At 61.8% G+C, this 22,145-nt stretch carries 27 protein-coding genes; 13 read left to right on the top strand and 14 right to left on the bottom strand.

Annotated features, from left to right (window positions below; genetic code table 11):
• Positions 1 to 142 precede the first annotated feature (142 nt).
• Both NKH50_RS03165 and NKH50_RS03160 read right to left on the bottom strand, forming a co-directional pair.
• Positions 143 to 1,555 (bottom strand): circularly permuted type 2 ATP-grasp protein, encoded by a 1,413-nt coding sequence (locus tag NKH50_RS03165; RefSeq protein ID WP_352478961.1) that lies wholly within the window; start codon positions 1,553 to 1,555, stop codon positions 143 to 145.
• A gap of 172 nt (positions 1,556 to 1,727) precedes the next feature.
• On the bottom strand, positions 1,728 to 1,964 hold the full coding sequence (locus tag NKH50_RS03160; RefSeq protein WP_023674883.1) for an Lrp/AsnC ligand binding domain-containing protein: 237 nt from the start codon (positions 1,962 to 1,964) through the stop codon (positions 1,728 to 1,730).
• 236 nt (positions 1,965 to 2,200) lie between these two features.
• Here NKH50_RS03160 and NKH50_RS03155 point away from each other — a divergent pair, with 236 nt between their 5' ends.
• Entirely contained in the window at positions 2,201 to 2,620 is a 420-nt protein-coding gene (locus NKH50_RS03155) for a DUF4864 domain-containing protein (protein WP_023674882.1), read from the top strand.
• Between the two features lie 8 nt (positions 2,621 to 2,628).
• On the opposite strand, the gene tgt is transcribed toward NKH50_RS03155, so the two are convergent.
• From tgt to coaD, 7 genes are all read right to left on the bottom strand, one after another.
• Positions 2,629 to 3,759, bottom strand: coding sequence for a tRNA guanosine(34) transglycosylase Tgt (tgt, locus tag NKH50_RS03150; RefSeq protein WP_352876627.1), 1,131 nt, complete (start codon positions 3,757 to 3,759; stop codon positions 2,629 to 2,631).
• A gap of 8 nt (positions 3,760 to 3,767) precedes the next feature.
• Positions 3,768 to 4,037 (bottom strand): hypothetical protein, encoded by a 270-nt coding sequence (locus NKH50_RS03145; protein ID WP_254817360.1) that lies wholly within the window; start codon positions 4,035 to 4,037, stop codon positions 3,768 to 3,770.
• On the bottom strand, positions 4,027 to 5,112 hold the full coding sequence (gene queA, locus NKH50_RS03140) for a tRNA preQ1(34) S-adenosylmethionine ribosyltransferase-isomerase QueA (RefSeq protein ID WP_254817361.1): 1,086 nt from the start codon (positions 5,110 to 5,112) through the stop codon (positions 4,027 to 4,029). The genes NKH50_RS03145 and queA overlap by 11 nt, the downstream gene beginning before the upstream one ends.
• A 12-nt stretch (positions 5,113 to 5,124) precedes the next feature.
• Positions 5,125 to 5,523 (bottom strand): hypothetical protein, encoded by a 399-nt coding sequence (locus NKH50_RS03135; protein ID WP_352876624.1) that lies wholly within the window; start codon positions 5,521 to 5,523, stop codon positions 5,125 to 5,127.
• Entirely contained in the window at positions 5,520 to 6,032 is a 513-nt protein-coding gene (locus NKH50_RS03130; RefSeq protein WP_254817363.1) for a peptidylprolyl isomerase, read from the bottom strand. The genes NKH50_RS03135 and NKH50_RS03130 overlap by 4 nt, the downstream gene beginning before the upstream one ends.
• Before the next feature lie 28 nt (positions 6,033 to 6,060).
• On the bottom strand, positions 6,061 to 6,651 hold the full coding sequence (locus NKH50_RS03125) for a peptidylprolyl isomerase (RefSeq protein WP_254817364.1): 591 nt from the start codon (positions 6,649 to 6,651) through the stop codon (positions 6,061 to 6,063).
• Positions 6,652 to 6,726: 75 nt separating this feature from the next.
• A complete protein-coding gene (gene coaD / locus NKH50_RS03120) occupies positions 6,727 to 7,227 on the bottom strand; it encodes a pantetheine-phosphate adenylyltransferase (RefSeq protein ID WP_352876621.1) in 501 nt (166 codons plus the stop codon).
• A gap of 196 nt (positions 7,228 to 7,423) precedes the next feature.
• Here coaD and NKH50_RS03115 point away from each other — a divergent pair, with 196 nt between their 5' ends.
• On the top strand, positions 7,424 to 7,576 hold the full coding sequence (locus NKH50_RS03115; protein ID WP_352876618.1) for a hypothetical protein: 153 nt from the start codon (positions 7,424 to 7,426) through the stop codon (positions 7,574 to 7,576).
• A gap of 54 nt (positions 7,577 to 7,630) precedes the next feature.
• Here NKH50_RS03115 and gyrA read toward each other — a convergent pair whose 3' ends face one another.
• Positions 7,631 to 10,435, bottom strand: a complete 2,805-nt coding sequence (gene gyrA, locus NKH50_RS03110) for a DNA gyrase subunit A (protein ID WP_352876615.1) — start codon at positions 10,433 to 10,435, stop codon at positions 7,631 to 7,633.
• 147 nt (positions 10,436 to 10,582) lie between these two features.
• Complete coding sequence (locus NKH50_RS03105) at positions 10,583 to 11,410, bottom strand: helix-turn-helix transcriptional regulator (RefSeq protein WP_352705500.1); 828 nt, start codon at positions 11,408 to 11,410, stop codon at positions 10,583 to 10,585.
• Between the two features lie 86 nt (positions 11,411 to 11,496).
• Here NKH50_RS03105 and NKH50_RS03100 point away from each other — a divergent pair, with 86 nt between their 5' ends.
• Positions 11,497 to 12,027, top strand: a complete 531-nt coding sequence (locus NKH50_RS03100; RefSeq protein WP_352705502.1) for a hypothetical protein — start codon at positions 11,497 to 11,499, stop codon at positions 12,025 to 12,027.
• A gap of 74 nt (positions 12,028 to 12,101) precedes the next feature.
• Positions 12,102 to 12,731 carry a MarC family protein gene (locus tag NKH50_RS03095; protein ID WP_352705504.1) on the top strand — a complete coding sequence of 210 codons (630 nt, stop codon included), beginning with the start codon at positions 12,102 to 12,104 and terminating at the stop codon, positions 12,729 to 12,731.
• Between the two features lie 8 nt (positions 12,732 to 12,739).
• On the opposite strand, the gene NKH50_RS03090 is transcribed toward NKH50_RS03095, so the two are convergent.
• Both NKH50_RS03090 and NKH50_RS03085 read right to left on the bottom strand, forming a co-directional pair.
• On the bottom strand, positions 12,740 to 13,165 hold the full coding sequence (locus NKH50_RS03090; RefSeq protein ID WP_352705506.1) for an OsmC family protein: 426 nt from the start codon (positions 13,163 to 13,165) through the stop codon (positions 12,740 to 12,742).
• Between the two features lie 123 nt (positions 13,166 to 13,288).
• Entirely contained in the window at positions 13,289 to 13,801 is a 513-nt protein-coding gene (locus NKH50_RS03085; RefSeq protein WP_352448761.1) for a single-stranded DNA-binding protein, read from the bottom strand.
• Positions 13,802 to 14,010: 209 nt separating this feature from the next.
• On the opposite strand from NKH50_RS03085, the gene NKH50_RS03080 reads away from it, so the two are divergent.
• The 9 genes from NKH50_RS03080 (at position 14,011) to NKH50_RS03040 (ending at position 21,685) form a co-directional block, all read left to right on the top strand.
• On the top strand, positions 14,011 to 14,400 hold the full coding sequence (locus tag NKH50_RS03080; RefSeq protein ID WP_352620076.1) for a cupin domain-containing protein: 390 nt from the start codon (positions 14,011 to 14,013) through the stop codon (positions 14,398 to 14,400).
• An 82-nt stretch (positions 14,401 to 14,482) separates the two neighbouring features.
• The gene (locus NKH50_RS03075) at positions 14,483 to 14,797 is read left to right on the top strand and encodes an ArsR/SmtB family transcription factor (RefSeq protein ID WP_352448759.1); all 315 of its coding nucleotides are present in this window, start codon (positions 14,483 to 14,485) and stop codon (positions 14,795 to 14,797) included.
• The gene (locus NKH50_RS03070) at positions 14,794 to 15,318 is read left to right on the top strand and encodes an SRPBCC family protein (protein ID WP_352876609.1); all 525 of its coding nucleotides are present in this window, start codon (positions 14,794 to 14,796) and stop codon (positions 15,316 to 15,318) included. Before NKH50_RS03075 ends, NKH50_RS03070 begins: the two co-directional genes overlap by 4 nt.
• Positions 15,319 to 15,343: 25 nt before the next feature.
• Positions 15,344 to 15,949 (top strand): ATP-dependent Clp protease proteolytic subunit, encoded by a 606-nt coding sequence (locus NKH50_RS03065; RefSeq protein ID WP_254817374.1) that lies wholly within the window; start codon positions 15,344 to 15,346, stop codon positions 15,947 to 15,949.
• A 98-nt stretch (positions 15,950 to 16,047) separates the two neighbouring features.
• Positions 16,048 to 16,344, top strand: coding sequence for a hypothetical protein (locus NKH50_RS03060; RefSeq protein WP_352705562.1), 297 nt, complete (start codon positions 16,048 to 16,050; stop codon positions 16,342 to 16,344).
• A gap of 707 nt (positions 16,345 to 17,051) precedes the next feature.
• The gene (gene uvrA / locus NKH50_RS03055) at positions 17,052 to 19,973 is read left to right on the top strand and encodes an excinuclease ABC subunit UvrA (protein WP_352876606.1); all 2,922 of its coding nucleotides are present in this window, start codon (positions 17,052 to 17,054) and stop codon (positions 19,971 to 19,973) included.
• Positions 19,973 to 20,383, top strand: coding sequence for a DUF302 domain-containing protein (locus tag NKH50_RS03050; protein WP_352876603.1), 411 nt, complete (start codon positions 19,973 to 19,975; stop codon positions 20,381 to 20,383). Before uvrA ends, NKH50_RS03050 begins: the two co-directional genes overlap by 1 nt.
• Entirely contained in the window at positions 20,380 to 20,850 is a 471-nt protein-coding gene (locus NKH50_RS03045) for a GNAT family N-acetyltransferase (protein ID WP_352876600.1), read from the top strand. Before NKH50_RS03050 ends, NKH50_RS03045 begins: the two co-directional genes overlap by 4 nt.
• Positions 20,851 to 20,878: 28 nt before the next feature.
• Entirely contained in the window at positions 20,879 to 21,685 is an 807-nt protein-coding gene (locus tag NKH50_RS03040) for a DUF72 domain-containing protein (protein WP_352876597.1), read from the top strand.
• A gap of 44 nt (positions 21,686 to 21,729) precedes the next feature.
• Here the strand turns inward: NKH50_RS03040 and NKH50_RS03035 are convergent, their stop codons facing one another.
• Complete coding sequence (locus NKH50_RS03035; protein WP_352507871.1) at positions 21,730 to 21,930, bottom strand: hypothetical protein; 201 nt, start codon at positions 21,928 to 21,930, stop codon at positions 21,730 to 21,732.
• Positions 21,931 to 22,145: the final 215 nt, after the last annotated feature.

The raw sequence follows: 22,145 nt of genomic DNA, 5'->3' as shown, positions 1-22,145 counted from the left end.
GGCGAATGGTGGATGGTGGACGGTGAATGGTGACTATCCAGACTTTAGGCCACGATGCCGCGTGCTTCACTTCAGGCCATTTCACCAACATCAACAATATATATCCTTATCTATTCACTATTCACTATTCACTACTTCCACTCTAATCATCCAACACCCACGTATCCTTTGTGCCCCCGCCTTGCGAGGAATTGACGACCAGCGAGCCTTCCTTGAGCGCTACTCGGGTCAGCCCGCCGGGCACGATCTGGATACGGTCGGAAACCAGCACATAGGGGCGCAGATCGACATGGCGCGGCGCCAGCCCCTTGTCCGTCAGGATCGGACAGGTCGACAGCGCCAGCGTCGGCTGAGCAATGTAGTTCGACGGTTTTGCCGCGAGCTTTTTCGAAAAATCCTCGCATTCCTTCTTGGTCGCCGCCGGACCGACCAGCATGCCGTAACCGCCGGACCCGTGGACCTCCTTGATGACCAGTTCATCAATGTGCTCGAGCACGTATTTCAGGCTGTCCGGCTCCGAGCAGCGCCAGGTCGGGATGTTGCCGAGCATCGCCTTGCGGCCGGTGTAGAATTCGACGATCTCGGGCATGTACGAATAGATCGCCTTATCGTCAGCGATGCCGGTTCCCGGCGCATTGGCGATCGTGATGTTGCCGGCGCGGTAGACGTCCATAATGCCCGGCACGCCAAGTGCCGAGTCGGGGCGGAAGGTCAGCGGATCGAGGAACGAGTCGTCGACACGCCGGTATAGCACGTCGATCTGCTTGTAGCCCTCGGTCGTGCGCATCGCGACATGGCCATCGACGACGCGCAGATCCTGCCCTTCGACGAGCTGCACGCCCATCTGGTCGGCAAGGAAAGCATGTTCGAAATAAGCTGAGTTGAAGCTGCCCGGCGTCAGCACGGCAATCGTCGGCGTGCCCTTGGTGCTTTGCGGCCGTACCGCCGCCAGCGACTGGCGCAGGAGCTGCGGGTAATTCTCCACCGGCCGCACCTTGATCTGCTGGAACAACTCGGGAAACAGCTGCATCATCGTCTCGCGGTTCTCCAGCATGTAGGAGACGCCGGACGGCGTGCGCGCATTGTCCTCCAGTACGTAGAACTCGTTCTCGCTAATGCGTACGATGTCGACGCCGATGATGTGGGTATAGACGCCGGCCGGCGGCCGCACCCCGATCATCTCGGGCAGGAACGCCTCGTTCCTGGCGATCAACTCCTTCGGCACCCGGCCGGCGCGCAAGATCTCCTGGCGATGGTAGATGTCGTCGAGAAAGGCATTCAGCGCCTGGACGCGCTGCTCGATGCCTTGCGTTAGCCGTCGCCATTCATTGCCCGAAATGATGCGCGGAACGATGTCGAAGGGTATCAGCCGCTCCGATGCTTCCTGCTCGCCGTAGACGGCGAAAGTGATGCCTGTCTTGCGAAAGACGCGTTCGGCGTCCTGCATCTTCTCGGTAAGTCTGGCCGGGTCCTGTTCCTTCAGCCAGCGATCGTAAGCCGAATACGGTTTTCTCAGCCCGGAAACTTCCGGAAGCATTTCGTCGAACGCTGCCAATCGCATACTCCCCTGTGACGCCATTTCACTGGCCTCGCTGGAGAAAATCAAGCGCAATCGGCGATTTGGCGGGCGCCGGCGATCAGTATATCGCGGTTGCCTAAAATTAAGGCAGCACCAATAGGGCCTTGATCAGGCTTTGCCTGGTGTCCGGGCAAATGTCGGATGGAGATCAAAACGCGCGAAAGGTGACGACCGTAAACGTATCCTTGATGCCCGGGAGAATCTGCACTTTCTCGTTGACGAAGTGGCCGATGTCTTCCTCATCGTCGACATAGAATTTGGCGAGCAGGTCGTAGTTGCCGGCTGTCGAGTAGATTTCCGAAGCAATCTCGGCATCGGCCAGGGCGCTGGCAACGTCGTAGGCCTTGCCCAGATCGCACTTTATCTGCACGAAAAATGCCTTCATTGCCTGGTCCTGTCCAACATCGCACGCTCTAATCGAGCGGCCGTTGTGGCAGACTGCCGCCCGGCTTTCAAGCATCGCCAATCGCTCAGGCTGTCTCGCCTCGACAATGCTTTCTCGGCTCGGACACGGACTGCCACGCCGAATGTTTACGCTCGGCTGAAACCCTGAAGCACGGCAAAGCGTATGGTATCATGTACCTTCAGGCAGCGATTTCTCGGGGACAACGGAGACAGGCCATGCGCCGCGCGTTTTTCGCATTCGCAGTCGTTCCATTCATTTTCGCATCCCAGGCCTTTGCTGGCGACGCCGAAGTCAAAGCGGCGCAGACGGTCATCGATGGTCAGTTGAGGGCGTTCATCGCCAATGACGGAATGACGGCCTACAGCTTTGCCGCACCGAATGTGAAGCGCATCTTTCCGACCGTCGATACCTTCATGAACATGGTGACCAACGGCTATCCGCCGGTGCGCCAGCCGCAGACCTACTCCTTCGGCAAGGTTCGCGAGACGAGCCCGACCTCGATCATCCAGCAAGTGCTGATCGTCGGCCCGGATGGCAAGGACTACGAGGCGGTCTACACGCTCGAACTACAGCCTGACGGCAGCTTTCGGATCACCGGCTGCAGCCTGCGCGCGTCCACGTCGCTCAGCACTTGAGCCTTCGATCACCTCACTGGGAGATCGCCCCGCCTCCAGCTTTCGGAAATCTCAGCTGAGCGTGCTTCCAACCTGCCAGCCTCGATCGCTTCACGAATGTCGCGCATCAGCTGCTGGTAATAGGACAGATTGTTCCAGGTAAGGAGCATCGCCCCAAGTGCCTCTTGCGAGCGCACCAGATGGTGCAGATAGGCGCGCGAATAGTCGCGTGCGGCCGGGCAGTCGCTTTCCTCATCGAGCGGACGCGGATCGTCGGCATGGCGGGCGTTGCGAAGATTGACCTTGCCGCGCCGCGTGTAGGCAAGACCGTGGCGCCCTGCCCGCGTCGGCATCACGCAATCGAACATGTCGATGCCGCGCGCTACCGACTTCAAGATGTCGTCCGGCGTGCCGACACCCATCAGGTAGCGCGGCCGCTCAACCGGCAGCTCCGGGCAAGTGATGTCGAGCATCTCCAGCATCACCGCTTGCGGCTCGCCGACAGCCAGCCCGCCGATCGCGTAGCCCTTCAGCTCCATTGCCTTCAGCGCCTGCGCCGAGCGCAGCCGCAGATCCGGCACGTCGCCGCCTTGTACAATGCCGAACATCGCCTTGCCGGGCTGCTCGCCGAATGCCGTCTTGCAACGCTCGGCCCAGCGCAACGACAACTCCATGGCACGCTCGATCTCGTTCTGCTTGGCCGGCAGAGCCGTGCATTCATCGAGCTGCATCTGGATGTCGGAATCGAGCAGCCCCTGGATCTCAATCGAACGCTCCGGCGACATCTCGAAGGCGCCGCCGTCGATATGCGAACGGAAGGTCACGCCGTTCTCGGTCAGTTTCCTCAGCTTCGATAGCGACATCACCTGGAAGCCGCCGCTGTCAGTCAGGATCGGATGCGGCCAGCGGGCGAATTCGTGCAGGCCGCCGAGCCGTGCCACGCGCTCGGCGCCGGGCCTCAGCATCAGATGATAGGTGTTGCCGAGGATGATGTCCGAGCCAACGCCGCGCACCTGATCCATATACATCGCCTTCACCGTGCCGCCGGTACCGACCGGCATGAAGGCAGGCGTGCGGATTTCCCCGCGCGGCATGGTGATTGCACCACGCCGCGCCCTGCCCTCGGTCGCCAGCACCTTGAAGGTGAATGCGTCAGTCATTGAATTCCCTAGCCATCGAACTCCTTGTCGAATACCGGCGCGTCCGGAGCTTGCTTATCGAGCGATTGACGGTAGCGGATGCAGCCGCGCATGAATTTCGGCCACGGCGGCACTGCAATCGCCGGCTCGGTCTTTTCGGGCAAAAGCGACCACAGGTCGGGATGATGCCAGCACAGATCATGGCCGGTGGCGTCGCGGTGTTGGCGGATGCCGGCGCGTAATTTCCTGACTTCGCCGATCAATGCTTCGCGGTCGAAGGTTTCCAGGTCATCGTCCATTACTATCCTCCCTGAACAGAAGACTTGCGTCTCCATAGGAATAAAACCTGTAGCGATTCTCGATGGCATGCGCATAGGCCGCCCGCATCGTCTGCAAACCGCAGAAGGCCGAAACCAGCATGAACAGCGTCGAACGCGGCAGATGGAAATTGGTCATCAGCATGTCGGCGGTCTTGAAGCGATAGCCGGGGGTGATGAAGATGTCGGTCGGGCCTGACCATGCGGCCAGCCTGCCCTCCTCGCCAGCCGCGCTCTCCAGCAAGCGCAGCGATGTCGTGCCGACAGCGATAATGCGCCCTCCTTTTGCTTTCGCCGCATTCAGCGCCTCGGCGGTTTCCGCGCTGACCGAACCGGTCTCGGCGTGCATCTTGTGGTCGGCGGTGTCGTCCGCCTTCACCGGCAGGAACGTACCGGCGCCGACATGCAGCGTGACGAAACGGCGCTCTATGCCCTTGGCGTCGAGCGTCGCAAACAGCTCCGGCGTGAAATGCAGCCCTGCCGTCGGCGCGGCGACCGCGCCCTCCTCCCTGGCATAAATGGTCTGGTAATCGCTTCGGTCGCGTTCGTCGTCGTCACGCTTGGAGGCGATGTAGGGCGGCAGCGGGATGTGGCCGACAGCGTGCAGTGCCTCGTCGAGGAACGGACCTGACAGGTCGAAGCCGAGCAGCACCTCGCCGCCTTCCCCCTTCTCGATCACGGTTGCATCGAGTTGGCCGAGAAAGCAGGAATTGGCATCATGACCGAAATGGATGCGGTCACCGGCTGCGATGCGCTTGCCCGGACGCATGAAGGCGAGCCAGCGGTCGGGCGCCGTCCGCATATGCAGCGTGGCTTCGACCTGCGCTGCTGCTTCGCCGCGCCGCCTGATGCCCTTCAATTGTGCCGGAATGACCTTGGTGTCGTTGAAGACCAGCACATCACCAGCCTTGAGCAGGGCCGGCAGGTCGCGCACCGTCCGGTCTTCGAGCCCCTCACCCGGCCTGACCACCAGCATCCTGGCGCTGTCGCGCGGCTCGGCTGGGCGAAGCGCGATGCGTTCTTCCGGCAGATCGAAGTCGAAAAGGTCGACGCGCAAGAAAACCCCGCCTCAAGGTTCCGGGCAGGTCACCGCCCAGGCACCGACACTGTCTATGCTCAGCGTACCGCCCATCGCGAAACTGGACTGCTCGCTGGCCTTGACCAGCCGCAATTTGGCGACGATCGAGCTGAGGCCCTCATCAGTGAGATCGATCAGCATGCGCTCGTCGTCTTCGAATGCCTGTCCAACGATGACTTTCGCTGAGCCTGGCTGGCCGTCCGTGGTCCATGTCTTGCCGCCGGCATCCAGCCACACCCGCGCCACCGCAATGACGGCCGTGTGTCCCATCAAAACATCAATCGATGCCGCGCCGCCGTCGGCGCTGCAAACGATCGATTCCGTCGCCAGCGCCGGAGTGGCCGCCGCGACGAGCACAAGTGCGATGGCCGCGACAGCCCGGCTGGTCACTTCACGTCGGCCGCAACCTTGAGCGATACGATCTTGTCGGGGTCCTGCACCGGTTCGCCGCGCTTGATCTTGTCGACATTGTCCATGCCTTCGATGACCTGGCCCCATACAGTGTACTGGCGGTTGAGGAAGGCGGCGTCGTCGAAGCAGATGAAGAACTGCGAATTGGCCGAGTTCGGGTTTTGCGAGCGCGCCATCGAACAGGTGCCGCGGCCATGGTTGGCGTTGGAGAACTCGGCCTTCAGATCGGGCTTGTCGGAACCGCCAGTGCCGGCGCGCGACGGCGCGAAAGACGGCTTGTTGGAATTGCCGAACTTCACGTCGCCGGTCTGCGCCATGAAGCCGTCGATGACGCGGTGGAAGACCACGCCGTCATAGGCGCCTTCGCGTGCTAGCTCCTTGATACGGCCGACATGGCCGGGCGCCAGATCTGGAAACAATTCGATGACGACCTTGCCCTTGGTCGTGTCCATGATAAGCGCGTTCTCGCGGTCCTTGATTTCGGCCATGTCAGAAATATCCTTTTGAAACTTGGGTTTACTTGCCGTCGGCGGCGATGCGCACCTTGATCATGCGATCGGGATCGGTCACCGTCCCGTTCTGCGCCTCGTCGCCTTTCTTGATGTGGTCCACCAGCTCCATGCCGCTGACGACATTGCCAACGATGGTGTACTGGCCATCGAGCGGCGGTGCCGGCGCGAACATGATGAAGAATTGCGAATTGGCGGAATTCGGATCGTCGGAGCGGGCCATGCCGACCACGCCGCGCTGGTAGTGCTCGGTACTGGAGAATTCGGCCGGCAGGTCAGGAAGATCGGAGCCGCCGGTGCCGACAGCGTCGGCATTGAAGCCGCTCTTCATGTTGCCGAACTTGACGTCGCCGGTCTGCGCCATGAAGCCGTCGATGACGCGGTGAAAGGCGACGTTGTCGTAGGCGCCCTGGCGCACCAGCTTTTTGATCTGCGCGACGTGTTTCGGCGCAAGGTCGGGCCTCAGCGCGATGGTCACGTCGCCGTCCTTCAGCGTTACGATCATAGTGTTTTCCGGATCAGCGGCAAAGGCCGACACGGATGCGGTCACAAGACCGGCAAACACGGCAAGCAAGAAGGCAAGCTTTTTCAGCTGCATGGGATCTTTCTCCGAATATCTTCGTTCATGCATGTCGTTACCCAAAGCCGGGTTCCACTTTTGGGTGACATGCATTTATTTCGCGAATTTGGCGGCGAGCGCGCCGGCCACGGCCGTCGGCACGAAGGGGCGGATGTCGCCTCCCATCGAAGCTATCTGGCGCACAAGTGTGGCGGTAATGGTGCGCACCGAGGGGCTGGCGGGCAGGAACACCGTCTGCAGCTCCGGCGCCATGGTCTCGTTCATGCCGGCCATCTGCATCTCATAGTCAAGATCGGTGCCGTCGCGCAGGCCGCGGATCATGATCGAGGCGCCATGCTTCCTGGCCGCATCGATGACCAGCCCGTCGAAGGCGACCACTTTGATACGCGCACCGTCGCTGCCGAATTCCGCCTTTGCGGCCGTTTCGATCAGGCCAACCCGTTCTTCCAAGGAAAACAACGGCTTCTTGCCGGGATGGGTGCCGATCGCCGCATAGATTGTATCCGCCACGGCCAGCGATGCCTTCAGCACGTCGAGATGCCCGTTGGTCAGCGGGTCGAAAGAGCCAGCATAAAGGGCGATGCGTTCGGTCATGGCAGGTGCTTCTAGCGAGCCTCTCCCCTAAAGGCAAATCCGATCGACAGACCCGCCCCATGAACCTTTTGGCCGACGTGAACGACAGATGAATGTGCCGCTCACAACGGCTTCACGCAGTGTTCACTAAGTTGCAGCTGCAAAAGATGAAACCAAACACCCACCTGCTCGTTGTTAGGCGCAGGAGAACACGCACATGCTGATCTACATGCTTGCCACCGCAATGACCGTCGCCATGCTGATCGCTACCGTATTCGGGTTGCATCAGGAGGCACAGCGCATCCGCGCCAAGGCCAGTACCAAACGGTTCGAAGGCTTCGGCATCCGTAGGCCTTATCGGCATTTCTAGAGTGTTTGTTGACAACGCCGGACCGACCTATCGGTCTGGCGGCGTCGTGGCAACTCACTCGACGTTGTTGTTGTCATCCCCACCTTCGGTAGCAGCGCCGCTTTCAGCCTCGACACTCTCTTCGATCTCTTCGTCCGCCTGCGGCTCCGAAATCCGCTCCACCGAAACGACCTTCTCGCCCTCTGCGGTGTTGAAGATCGTAACGCCCTTGGTGGCGCGGCTGGCGAAACGAATGCCGTTGACCGGGACGCGAATGACGGTGCCGCCATCCGAAACCAGCATGATCTGATCGTCATTGCCGACCGGGAAGGTCGCCACCAGACGGCCGATTTCGGCCGTTTTCGAAACGTCGGTGGCGCGGATACCCTTGCCGCCGCGACCGGTCAGGCGGAAATCGTACGACGACGAACGCTTGCCGTAGCCATATTCCGTCACCGTCAGCACGAACTGCTCGTGTGCCTTGAGGAATTCGTAGCGCTCGTCCGAAAGCTCCGCCTCTTCGCCGACCTCTTCGTTGGTAAGCTGGATTTCTTCCTCCTCACTGGCGGCGATGTCGGCGGCGAGCCGGCGTTCAGCCACCACCCGCTTGAGATAGGCGGCACGCTCCGCCGGCGGCGCATCGACGTGCTCGATTACCGCCATCGAGATCACCCGGTCGCCATCGGCCATCGCAATGCCGCGCACGCCGACCGAATTGCGGCTCTGGAAGACGCGTACGTGGCTGACCGGAAAGCGGATGCACTGGCCGGAACTTGCCGTCAAAAGCACGTCGTCATTGTCGGTGCAGGTCTCGACGCCAAGGATCTCGTCGCCTTCCTCGTCCAGCTTCATGGCGATCTTGCCGTTGCGGTTGACCTGGACGAAGTCCGACAGCTTGTTGCGACGCACGGTGCCACGCGTGGTGGCAAACATGACGTCGAGCTCGCCCCAACTCGTCTCATCCTCCGGCAGCGGCATGATCGTGGTGATGCGCTCGCCCTGTTCGAGCGGCAGCATATTGATCAGCGCCTTGCCGCGCGATTGCGGGTTGCCGATCGGCAGGCGCCAGACCTTTTCCTTGTAGACGATGCCACGCGAAGAGAAGAACAGCACCGGCGTGTGCGTGTTGGCGACGAACAGCCGGGTGACGAAATCCTCTTCCTTGGTCGACATGCCGGAGCGGCCCTTGCCGCCGCGGCGCTGCGCCCGGTAGAGCGACAGCGGCACGCGCTTGATGTAGCCAGAATGGCTGACCGTGACGACCATGTCCTCGCGCTGGATCAGGTCCTCGTCTTCCATGTCCGCCCCGCCCTCGGCGAGCTCGGTGCGGCGCGGCGTGCCGAACTCGTCGCGCACGGCGATGAGCTCGTCCTTGACGATCTGCTGGACGCGGGCGCGGGACGACAGGATGTCCAGGTAGTCCTTGATCTCGTCGCCGATCGTGTTCAGCTCGTCGGCGATCTCATCGCGGCCGAGCGCGGTCAGGCGCTGCAGGCGCAGTTCGAGGATGGCGCGCGCCTGCTCCTCGGAGAGATTGTAGGTACCGTCCTCGTTGATGCGATGGCGCGGGTCGTCGATCAGAAGAATCAGCGATTCCACGTCGCCCGAAGGCCAGCGTCGCTCCATCAACTGCTCGCGCGCCGTCTGCGGGTCCGGAGCGCTGCGGATCAGCTTGATGACTTCATCGATATTGGCAACCGCGATGGCAAGGCCGACCAGCACATGGGCGCGGTCGCGCGCCTTGCGCAGCAGGAATTTCGTGCGCCGGCTGATCACCTCCTCGCGGAAGGCGACGAACGCCTTCAGCATGTCGGTGAGCGTCAGCAATTCCGGCTTGCCGCCGTTCAGCGCCACCATATTGGCACCGAAGGACGTCTGCAGCGGAGTGAAGCGGTAAAGCTGGTTGAGGATGACGTCGGCGACGGCGTCGCGCTTCAGTTCGATGACGACGCGGTAACCCTGGCGGTCGCTCTCATCGCGAATGTCGGAAATGCCCTCGATGCGCTTGTCGCGCACCAGTTCGGCCATCTTCTCGATCATCGATGCTTTGTTCACCTGATAGGGAACCTCGGTGATGACGATCGATTCACGGTCGTTGCCGCGCGCCTCGATGTTGACGCGGCCGCGCATGACGATGGAGCCGCGGCCGGTCGAATAGGCGCTGTAGATGCCGGAACGGCCAAGCACGATGCCGCCGGTCGGGAAATCCGGTCCCGGAATGATCTCCATCAGCGCCGGAAGGTCGATCGCTGGGTTGTCAATGAGGGCAATGGCGCCGTTGCAGACCTCGCCCAGATTGTGCGGCGGGATGTTGGTGGCCATGCCGACGGCGATGCCGCCGGAGCCGTTGACCAGCAGGTTCGGAAAGCGCGCCGGCAGGACTTTCGGTTCGCTGCCCGACGCATCGTAAGTGTCCTGGAAATCGACGGTGTCCTTGTCGATGTCTTCCAGCAACTCATGCGCGACCTTGGTCAGCCGCGATTCCGTGTAGCGCATCGCCGCCGGCGGATCGCCGTCGATCGAGCCGAAATTGCCCTGCCCGTCAATCAGCGGCACGCGCAGCGACCAGTCCTGCGCCATGCGCACCAAAGCGTCGTAGATCGACGCGTCGCCGTGCGGATGGTATTTACCCATCACGTCGGCGACCGGGCGTGCCGATTTCACATATTTGCGGTTCCAGTGATAGCCGCTCTCATAGGCGGCGTAGAGGATGCGGCGATGCACCGGCTTGAGGCCGTCGCGCACGTCCGGCAGCGCGCGGCTGACGATCACGCTCATGGCGTAATCGAGATAGGAGCGCTGCATCTCCTCGATGATGGATATCGGCTCGATGCCGGTGGGGCCGCCGTCGGCGCCGCGCGGTGTCTTTTGGTCGGTCAAATCGGATCACAATCTAATCAGGAATCACTTGGTGCTTATATAGGAAGCCAGCCTGAAACTCCAACAATCGCGGCAGTTTTCCAGTGTGGTTTTTAGCGGCAAATTCAAAAGGATAAACCAATTGCGACGATATGGCCGTGCACCCTTTCACGGGCGTCGCCGGCGGGCGCGATAAGTACCCGGCGCCTCGCCCATCAGCCGCCGGAAACGGCGATTGAAGGTTGATAGATCGTTGAATCCCGCCGAAAAGGCAATCGCCGAAATCGTCTGATCCGACGTCCGCAGCCGCACGGCTGCCCTGTGCAGCCGCGCTCTCAGCAGGAATTGGTAGGGCGTCATACCGGCAACGTGCCGGAAGGTGCGCAGGAAATGGTAAGGGCTGGTGGCGGTCTCGTCGGCGAGTTCGGCAAGCGAGATCGGCCGGTCCGCATCGACTTCGATGCGCCGCACCGCTTCGGCGACACGCTTCTGGTCACGGCGGCTCGGCGTCCGTCCCCGATCCGTAGCGCTGCAAGCCGCTGTTACCGCGGCACCGGCAATGCGCAGGGCGAGTTCCTCGAACGCGCCGGTGTCGGCCATCTCGCGCGCCGCCTCCGCTTCGGCAAGCAGCGGCACCAGCGCCGGCAAGGGCGGCAGGCGCGGCGTGCCGAAATCGAGCGTCTTGGCGCCCGGCACGGCGGCGACGATCCGCTCCATATAGGCCGGTCCGAAATGGAAGGAGAGGCAGCGGTCGCCGGCGCCATGCTCGTGACCGCATTCATAGCATGTGCCGGGATTGCCGAGCAGGAGCGCGCCCGGCGCCAGCATCGCCGTGCCCTCGCGCGCACGATAGCGGAAGGTGCCATTGGTTACGGCGGCAACGCAGAAATCCCGATGCTCCTCCTCGAATGGCCTGTCGGCGGCGCTGGCGGTGCAGATGACATCCGACACCTGCCAGCCTCGGCCCGACGCCAGCCTGTGCGCGCTCGTCGTCATCGCCGAAACATAGCAACTTTTCCCAAGCGCAGAACCCCTGTCGGCCTCTATGCTTGCCGGTCTCCTGACAAGATGAGAGCGAAGCCATGTCCAATTCCTTTGCCAAGGCCCTGCACAGCGATGGGCCCGTACCGGCCCTTGCCGAGAAACTGAATCTTTATGGCCGCTTCGTCGGCGCCTGGACGTTCGACGCCACGCGCCACCTCGAGGACGGTCAGGTGCTGACCGGGCGCGGCGAAGTGCATTTCGGCTGGGTGCTCGAAGGCCGCGCGATCCAGGACGTATGGATCCTGCCTGCCCGTGACGCCGGCCCCTCGCCCTCGCTCGGCAAATGGACCTTCTATGGCACGACGTTGCGCGTCTACGATCCCGGCGTTGACGCCTGGCACATCTTCTGGAGCGATCCGCGCAATCAGTACTACAGCCGCCAGCTCGGCCGTGCCGAGGGCGACACCATCATCCAGCAAGGCGCAGACGGCACCGGATCTGCTGTGCGCTGGAGCTTTTCGCGCATCACCGAAAATTCGTTCCGCTGGCTGGGCGAACGCTCACAGGACGACGGCGCCACCTGGCGTCTCGAAGTCGAGTTTCTGGCGCGCCGGGCCGACAGCCCCTGATCCGCACCGTTTCCACTGGCTCCGCTTTGCTCTACCAATCCCGTTATCCGGCTTTGCCGGCGGGGAGGGTCAGCATGCCGAGCTTCGACAGCCTGTTCAACGCCTTCGTCACCATACTGGTGACGATCGATCCGCCCGGCCTGGCGCCGCTCTTCCTCGCCGTGACCCGCGGCATGAACCGCGAGGAGCGCAACCAGGTCTCCGTGCGCGCCTCGGTCATCGCCTTCCTGGTAATGGCGTTGTTCGCAATCGCCGGCGCGTCGATCCTGTCAGTCTTCGGCATCACTCTGCCGGCCTTCCGCGTCGCCGGCGGCTTTCTGCTGTTCTTCATCGCCTTCGAAATGGTGTTCGAGCGCCGGCAGGACCGCAAGGAGAAGATCGGCGACGTCGCCATCACCAGGGACATGATCCACAACATCGCCGCCTTTCCGCTGGCGATCCCGCTTATTGCCGGTCCCGGCGCGATTTCGGCGACCGTCCTGCTCTCAAGCTCGTTTCAGGGTTTGGGCGCGCAGATAGCGCTTGTCGGCATCATCGCCATCTGCCTCGTCATCACCTACCTGGTGTTCGTGCTGTCAGAGCGCATCGACCGTATCCTCGGCCAAACCGGCCGTTCGATCCTGACAAGGCTGCTCGGCGTCATCCTGGCGGCGCTCGCCGTACAGTTCGTCGCCGACGGCATCAAGGCGCTGATGGCGACGTAGGAACAGCCCTACTTCGCTGTCGTTTCAATGACTTCGAAGTCGTGGGTAATCTCGGCAGTCTTGGCCATCATTGCCGAGGCCGAGCAGTATTTCTCGATCGAAAGCCCGATCGCCCGCTTCACCTTGTCGTGTGATAGCGCCCGGCCCTTGACGACAAAATGCATGTGAATGCGGGTGAACACCCTGGGATCGGCTTCTGCACGGTCGGCATCGAGTTCGACCACGCAATCTTCGACCGCCTCGCGCCCCTTTTCGAGGATATGGACCACGTCATAGGCCGAGCAGCCGCCAGTGCCGATCAGCATCAGTTCCATTGGGCTCGGCCCCGGCGTCTTGCCCTCCGGCCCGAACGCAGTGCCTAGCACCAGCTTGTGCCCACTGGCGGACTCGCCGACGAAAGTGCGCTCCTCGACCCATTTGACCCTTGCCTTCACCTGATACGTCCTTTCACCGCTCAAACGCACAACGTCCCGAAAATCCAAGACAGATTTTCGGGACGCCATTTCGTGGCCAAGGTGCCGGCGCTTTTCGCCGCAAGGGCAGTCCGCCCCGAGAAATCAGAACGGGATTTCGTCGTCCAGCTCGCGCGACGAACCACCGCCGCCGCCCTTGTTGGCGCCACCACGATTGAAACTTTCGCCCGGGCCGGACTGGCCGAAATCGGAACCGCGGCTCGCACCACCACCGGCATAGTTGCCGACCTGGCCGCCGCCCTCACCCCGCGCATCGAGCATCTGCAGCTCGCCGCGGAATTTCTGCAACACGATTTCGGTCGTATAGCGGTCATTGCCGGTCTGGTCCTGCCATTTGCGCGTCTGCAGCTGGCCCTCGACATAGACCTTCATGCCCTTCTTCAGATACTGCTCGGCCACCTTGGCGATCTGGTCGTTGAAGATCACGACATTGTGCCACTCGGTCTTTTCCTTGCGCTCTCCGGACGTCTTGTCGCGCCAGCTTTCCGACGTCGCGATGCGGATGTTGACGACCGGGTCACCCGAATTCAGGCGGCGGATTTCAGGGTCCGCCCCGAGGTTGCCCACCAGAATGACCTTGTTGACACTACCCGCCATGATACTTCTCCGCGCTCATCCGAAACCAGATTTTTGTCGCCGCACCTTACAGGCTATGGACAATCCCTGCCTGCCGTCGCTGCCTTTTCCCACAACGTTTTTGTTCTCTTTTCGTTCTATAGGAGAGGCCCTGCACTGTCAATAGTTGTCAGTAAGAAGTAGTGTCTTGGCGTCGAATTTCCACAGACCATGGGATCGAGGCGAACTCAATGAAGATGGTTGCGCATGACGATCAGCCGCAAGAAGAGTGGCGGACGGGAGTAAAGACCCGCATGCATGTCTCGGCCTGCAACGGCGCAACTCAACTTTGCATATTCGAACAATGGGTCGAACCCGCGGTTGGCGCCCCGACACATTGGCACCCGGTCGAGGAAGTGCTTACCGTCATCGCTGGCAGAGCCGAGATGTGGATCGATGACGAGCATCTCGTCTTGACTGCCGGACAGTCGCTAGTTGTTGCCGCGCACAGGCAACATGGCTTCCGAAACGTCGGCTCCGAATTGCTTCATATTCATGCTGTGCTCGCGTCACCAGTTTTCGAGGCGACGTTCAACGGATCCCCCGACATGGTGAGACGCTGGCTTCCAGCGAGTTTGTAAAACCTCGCCTGTCTTAAAAAACACCGCCTGTCTTAAAAAACACGGCTTGCCAAACCGATAAGTATTGACTTATGCTTTCGACATGATCGAAGCAGACATTTTTCGGGCACTGGCGGATCCAACGCGTCGCGCCGTCTATGAGCGGCTCGCCGACGGCGAGATGACGGTGTCGGAACTGCGCACTGGCATACCGGTATCGCAGCCGGCGGTATCGCAACATCTCGCAGTGCTGCGCGGCGCCGGCCTCGTGGTCGAGCGCCGGGCCGGTCGCAACGCCTATTACCGCGTCGATCCGAAGGGGCTTGCGCCACTGCTCGGCTGGATCGAACGCTACCGTGCGTTCTGGCCAGAGCGCATCGAAAGGCTCAAGACGGTTTTGAAGGACATGGACCAATGACCAGCCGAGGCAAAGAACGCGCCGAAATGGCCGCAGACAAGATCGAGTTCGAGTGCGAGCTGCCCGAACCGCCGGAAAAGGTGTGGCGGGCGCTGACGGTGCCGGACCTGCTCGCGGCCTGGATGATGCCGAACGACATCAAGCCCGAAATCGGCAACCGTTTTGCCTTTAAAGCGCCGAATGCGCCGATCGAGTGCGAAATCCTCGACGCGGATCCCGGACGGCTGCTGCGCTATTCCTGGCGGGAGCGGCCGGCGCCCGGCGATACGCAGGTGCCGCCCGGTAGCCCGGTGGAAAGCCCAATGAACGATAGCCCAGTGGACAGCATCGTCACCTTTACGCTCGACCGCACCGTTTCCGGCGGCACGCATCTGCGCATCGTCCATGATGGTTTTGCTCGGGCAGCAGTGCCGGAGATCGCGATGGCAGGCGCCGGTTGCCGACTTTCGTTTGAAGCGCGTACTCCCAAGTACAAGCAGATCGCCGCAAACACCCCGCGCCTCTTTATGCGCGCGGCCTGAACGACGACCGTCAAAGGAGATAACGATGAGCGGCCTTGCCAATTTGGTGCCGATGGTGATCGAGCAATCGAGTCGCGGCGAACGTGCCTTCGATATATTTTCGCGGCTGCTGCGCGAGCGCATCGTCTTCATCAACGGGCCGATCGACGACGGCACCTCGGCGCTGGTCTGCGCCCAGCTTCTGTCGCTGGAATCCGACAATCCCGACAAGGAGGTCTCGCTCTACATCAACTCGCCGGGTGGCGTGGTGACCAGCGGTTTCGCCATCTACGATACGATGCAGTATATCAGCTGCCCGGTCTCCACCGTTTGTATGGGCTTCGCCGCCTCGATGGCCTCGTTTCTCCTGATGGCGGGCACGCCAGGGCGGCGTATCGCGCTACCCAACACCAGCATCGTGCTGCATCAGCCTCTCGGCGGTTTCCAGGGCCAAGCCTCCGATATCCAGCGCCATGCCGAGGGCATCCTTCGCACCAAGCGGCGCATGACCGATCTTTACGCCCACCATTGCGGCCGCACCTACGAAGAAGTGGAACGCACGCTCGACCGCGACTTTTTCATGACCGCCCAGGAGGCCAAGGATTGGGGACTCGTCGACCATGTTTTCGACACTCGCAAGCAGGCCGCATGAACGAGTTGGGCCGGCGGACGCAACCGAGGCGATTGAGCGCCCGCAACTTCAGCGCCATCGGTCTGGTCTTGCCGCCATCACGGCACTATAGTCCGGGGATGACCGCCAGCCGTTCGTCCAGCCTGTTATGCCTTGCTACCGCTACTGTGGCCGGCACGAACATGCTGGTGGACATGGCATTTGCCCAAGATAATTCGACGTCTTCGCAAAAGGGCGCCCTGCCCGGCGTGACCAGCGACTATCGCATCGCCGAGCCAGCGCCGCAGCCTGAGCCCGACGACGCGGTTCCAAGCAGCGGCAACGGCACGTTCAAGATCGGCGATACCGACGTTCGGATTTCCGGCAGCATAACCATCGATGTCGCTACCGGCGGGATCAGGCCCCCCAGCCGGTAAGTTCGCCTGGCATGCACCACAAATGTGCGCTTCAAACGAACAGCCCCGTCATTGCTTGTGCAATTGACGGGGCTTCTTGGATCTAAAATCCAAATTGCCGGGAGTGTACTGCCGGCTTTTTATTTCGGATGCTTCGCGGCGTTCAGCCGACGATCCGACTAGCAGTCTCTGATTGTTGTGGGGATCGGCAGGTCAACGTTGGCAGGTAGCGCAAATGCCTGGCCTAGCCACTTATACCTGCCGCGGCTCCAGCGACACGTGGAGCCTCAAGGAACTGTCCGGTGGAGTCATGCCTCTGCTCTCCTTCTGTTCGTTGCGACTGTCGTCGTCGAAGCGCTCATCGCATAACCCGCGGCGTCTCGCAGGCTAGCCCCAGGCCGCGAGGCCATCGAAAGACGGCCGGCTTCGTTGACGTTTGGAGTCTGCCCCCGTGACAGATGGACGTCAACCTTGAATGGCCGATTACCGAAAAATGTGATCGCGAGACGCTTTGTGAACCCCGGGTGAACCCAGCCGCACGGGCAGCTTTTGTCAGGAGCGTGTTCGGCCTTTGTTCTTTCCGCTTGCCCGTTCGCGCGAAAGGCGGTTAAACGCTTTGGTCGAGAGTTGTGGCGTCTCTCGAAAAGGCGGCGAAATTACCTACATAGGGGATGGTCGGGAAAACCCGCCCATCCCACGAATTCCAGATTCTGAGGCGGCGACCGGCGATGGCCGACCATAAATATCTCTCCATTCGCGGGGCACGCGAACACAATCTGAAGAATGTCGATCTCGACCTGCCGCGTGACAGCCTGATCGTCATGACCGGTCTGTCGGGGTCGGGCAAGTCGTCGCTTGCCTTCGACACGATCTATGCCGAGGGCCAGCGCCGCTATGTCGAGAGCCTTTCGGCCTATGCACGACAATTCCTCGAAATGATGCAGAAGCCGGACGTCGACCAGATCGACGGCCTGTCGCCAGCCATCTCCATCGAGCAGAAGACCACCTCGAAGAACCCACGTTCGACTGTCGGCACCGTCACCGAGATCTACGATTATATGCGGCTTTTGTTCGCCCGCGTCGGTGTACCCTATTCGCCGGCCACCGGCCTGCCGATCGAGAGCCAGACGGTCTCGCAGATGGTCGACCGGGTGCTTGCAGTCGAGGAAGGCACCCGGCTGTTCATCCTGGCGCCGATGGTGCGCGGCCGCAAAGGCGAGTACCGCAAGGAACTGCTGGAGCTGCAGAAGAAGGGTTTTCAGCGCGTCAAGGTCGATGGCGTCTTCTACGAGATCGCCGACGTGCCCGCGCTCGACAAGAAATACAAGCATGACATCGACGTTGTCGTCGACCGCATCGTCGTGCGCGGCGATCTGGCGACGCGGCTCGCCGATTCCATCGAGACCGCGCTGAAACTTGCAGACGGACTGGCGGTAGCGGAATTTGCCGACAGGCCGCTCGACGCCAGCCAGACCGGCGAGGATTCGGTCAACAAATCGAAGAACGAGACGCATGAACGCATGCTGTTCTCGGAAAAGTTCGCCTGCCCGGTATCCGGTTTCACCATTCCCGAGATCGAGCCCAGGCTGTTCTCCTTCAACAATCCGTTCGGCGCCTGCCCGACCTGCGATGGGCTCGGCAGCCAACGCGCCATCGACGCCAGCCTGGTCGTGCCCGACGAGAATGTCTCGCTGCGCGCCGGCGCCGTCAGCCCTTGGGCGAAATCGACGTCGCCCTATTATACGCAAACGCTGGAAGCGCTGGGCGTTGCCTACGGCTTCAAGCTCGGCGACAAGTTCAAGGATCTGAGCGAAGAGGCAAAGCAAGCCATCCTGCACGGCACCGGCGAGCGCGAAATCACCTTCCACTACGATGACGGCCTGCGCTCCTACAAGACGACCAAGACCTTCGAGGGCGTCATCCCCAACCTCGAGCGCCGCTGGAAGGAAACCGAATCCGCCTGGATGCGCGAGGAGATCGAGCGCTTCATGTCGGCCACGCCCTGCCCGGCCTGCCGCGGCTATCGGCTGAAGCCCGAGGCGCTCGCGGTCAAGATCGCCGGCAAGCACATTGGCGAGGTCACCGAGCTGTCGATCCGCAAGGCCGACCAGTGGTTCACCGATCTGCCCGCTTCGCTCAACGACAAGCAGAACGAGATTGCGGTGCGCGTGCTCAAGGAAATCCGCGAGCGGCTGCGCTTCCTCAACGATGTCGGGCTCGATTATCTGACGCTGTCGCGCAACTCCGGCACGCTGTCAGGCGGCGAGAGCCAGCGCATCCGTCTTGCCTCGCAGATCGGCTCCGGCCTGACCGGCGTACTTTACGTGCTGGACGAGCCGTCGATCGGTCTGCACCAGCGCGACAATGCCCGCCTGCTCGATACGCTGAAGCATCTGCGCGACATCGGCAACACAGTGATTGTCGTCGAGCATGACGAGGACGCCATCCTGCACGCCGACTATGTCGTCGATATCGGCCCGGCCGCCGGCATTCATGGCGGCCACATCATCGCCCAGGGCACGCCGCAGCAGATCATGGCGACGCCCGCTTCGATCACCGGCAAATATCTGTCGGGCGAGCTCGAAGTGGCGACGCCGGCAGTGCGGCGCGAGGCCAAGAAGAACCGCCGGCTGAAGGTCGTCGGCGCGCGCGGCAACAATCTGAAGAACGTCACCGCCGAAATCCCGCTCGGCACGTTTACCGCCGTCACCGGCGTGTCCGGCGGCGGCAAGTCGACCTTCCTGATCGAGACCCTGTTCAAGGCGGCGTCGCGCCGCATCATGGGCTCGCGCGAGCATCCGGCCGAGCACGACCGCATCGAGGGGCTGGAATTCCTCGACAAGGTCATCGACATCGACCAGTCGCCGATCGGGCGCACCCCGCGCTCCAACCCCGCCACCTATACCGGCGCCTTCACGCCGATCCGCGACTGGTTCGCCGGCTTGCCGGAGGCCAAGGCGCGCGGCTACCAGCCGGGCCGCTTCTCGTTCAACGTCAAGGGCGGCCGCTGCGAGGCCTGCCAGGGCGACGGCGTCATCAAAATCGAGATGCACTTCCTGCCCGACGTCTACGTCACCTGCGACGTCTGCCACGGCAAGCGTTACAACCGCGAAACACTGGACGTCCTGTTCAAGGGCAAGTCGATCGCCGACGTTCTCGACATGACGGTCGAGGAAGGCGTCGATTTCTTCGCCGCCGTGCCAGGCGTGCGCGACAAGCTGGAGACGCTGAAACGGGTCGGCCTCGGCTACATCCATGTTGGCCAGCAGGCAACGACCTTGTCGGGCGGCGAGGCGCAGCGCATCAAGCTTGCCAAGGAACTGTCGCGCAAGGCGACCGGCAAGACGCTCTACATTCTCGATGAGCCAACCACCGGCCTGCATTTCCACGACGTCGCCAAGTTGCTTGAAGTGCTGCACGAGCTGGTCGACCAGGGCAACACGGTCGTCGTCATCGAGCACAATCTAGAGGTGATCAAGACCGCTGACTGGGTTCTCGATCTTGGCCCCGAAGGTGGTGACGGCGGCGGCGAGCTGGTGGCGTCCGGCACGCCGGAGGACATCGTCCGCGAAAAACGCAGCTATACCGGGCAGTTCCTGAGGGAATTGCTGGAGCGGCGCCCTGGAGGCAAGCGCGAAGCGGCGGAGTGATGGCAAAGAACGGTCTCATCACGGTCCAAAGCCGCTTCGGCGTGACCGAAACCATCGATCGCCTGGTCGAAACTGTCGAACGTGCAGGATTGTTGGTCTTCGCCCGCATTGATCACGCCGCTGGTGCGCGCAGCGTCGAAACATCACTGCGTCCAACCCAGCTCCTGATTTTCGGCAATCCGAAAGGCGGTACGCCACTGATGCAGGACCGGCAGCTTGCCGGCATCGATCTGCCGGTCAAGGCACTGGCTTGGGAGGACGAGCAAGGCAGGATCTGGCTTTCCTACAATGACGCACACTGGCTCGCCGAGCGCCACGGCTTGGGCGACGCCAGTCGCAATGCCGTCGCCGCGATAGCGGCCGGCATGGACAAGGTGATTGCGGCCGCTGCCGGCGCGGGCCAGTTTTGATCATGAGAGCCGCTCGGGCCGATGATCTCCCCATGGTGATCTCGCTCACCACCGACGCCTACGCGCCCTACACTGCCCTGCTCGGCGCACCGCCGATCCCTGTCACCGAGGACTACGCGCCGCGCATAGAACGCGGCGAGGTCTGGCTTTCGGAGCAGAACGGACAGCCGGCCGGCTTGATCGTTCTCGAACGACATGCGGACCATACAATGATCTTCAGCGTCGCCGTTGCGCCCGCCTTTCAGGGCAAGGGTTTCGGCATCGGGCTGCTCGACTGGGCCGAGCAACAGACGCGCCTGTGGAGCTTGCCTGAAATCCGACTCTACACCAATGCCAGAATGGAACGGAACGTTTCGTTGTATAAGGCCTACGGCTTTCGCGAAACGGGTCGCCGGCCCAATCCATATCGGCCAGGATGGACAGTCGTCGACATGGCGAAAGCCGTCGAGACGACCGCCATCGCGTGATCCTTTTCTGCAAACCGGGAGGACGACCATGACTCAATCAGGAACAATCCGCGCCGGCATGGGCGGCTGGACCTTCGAGCCGTGGGACACGTCCTTCTACCCGGACAAATTGTCGAAGGCCAAGCAACTGCATTATGCCAGCCGGCAGGTTCCCACTATCGAGGTCAACGGCACCTATTATTCGAGCTTCAAGGAGCCGACCTTCGTCAAATGGGCCAACGACGCGCCGGATGGTTTCGTCTATTCGCTGAAGGGCAACCGCTTCGTCACCAACCGCCGCGTGCTCGGCGAGGCCGGGGAATCGATCATGCGCTTCCTCGGGTCGGGCGTCGCGGCACTTGGCGACAAGCTCGGGCCGATCCTGTGGCAGTTCGCGCCGACCAAGAAATTCGACCCGGACGATTTCGAGGCCTTCCTCAAGCTGTTGCCGGAAAAGCAGGACGGCGTTGCGTTGCGCCACGCGGTCGAGGTGCGCAACGACAGCTTCGTCGTGCCGGAGTTCGCCGCCTTGGCGCGAAAGCACAAGGCCGCCATCGTCTATGCCGACCACGCCAAATATCCGGGGATTGCCGACGTTACCGGCGATTTCATCTATGCGCGGCTGCAGACCGGGAACGACGACAATCCCGATTGCTACACGCCAAAGGCGCTCGACGAATGGGCGGCGCGCGCAAAAACCTGGGCGGAAGGCAAGGTGCCGGCCGACCTCTCGCGTGCCGATCCTTCAACCGACGCGCCGGTCAAGCCACGCGATGTGTTCGTCTACTTCATCACAGAGGGCAAGGTCCGCGCTCCATTCGGCGCCATCGCCCTGATGAAGCGGGTCGCAGGCTGACGCCCGCTGTCGGTGGTCCGCGTGGCTTGGTCCTAAACTACCGGCTATGCGGCGCGTTCGTCCGGACGCCGATCAACCCTGACGATCTCGTTAAAGGCATCGAGATCGACATAGAAGACCTTGGTGATCTCCGCGATGAGTTCGTCGTGGTCATACCCCTGCGATTTCAGAATGTTGATGGCTGTCAGGATGTCGACGCGCTCCGTGAGCCGTCGTTTCTGGTAGTCCTCGACATAGCACTCCATTGACTGGCCCTGGCTCCCAAGCACCCGAAATGTTGGACGACAACAGATCGCTCGAAGGGAAGGGCTTGCGCGCAAGCGTGCCGACGCATCCGCGCCTTCCCCTGATCTGCCAAGTTGAAACTGGTACGGAAAGCGGCCGACTCACCAAGGCCAAGCAAAATCTAGCACGCAATCTGCAGCGCGCCAGAGTTGCAAAGTAATAGAATCAATAAGAA

The sequence above is a fragment of the Mesorhizobium sp. M1027 genome (genome assembly GCF_040318745.1).
Classification (GTDB): Bacteria; Pseudomonadota; Alphaproteobacteria; order Rhizobiales; family Rhizobiaceae; genus Mesorhizobium.
The sequence above is the reverse complement of the archived record's forward strand: the minus strand, read 5'-3'. Positions and strand labels throughout refer to the sequence as shown.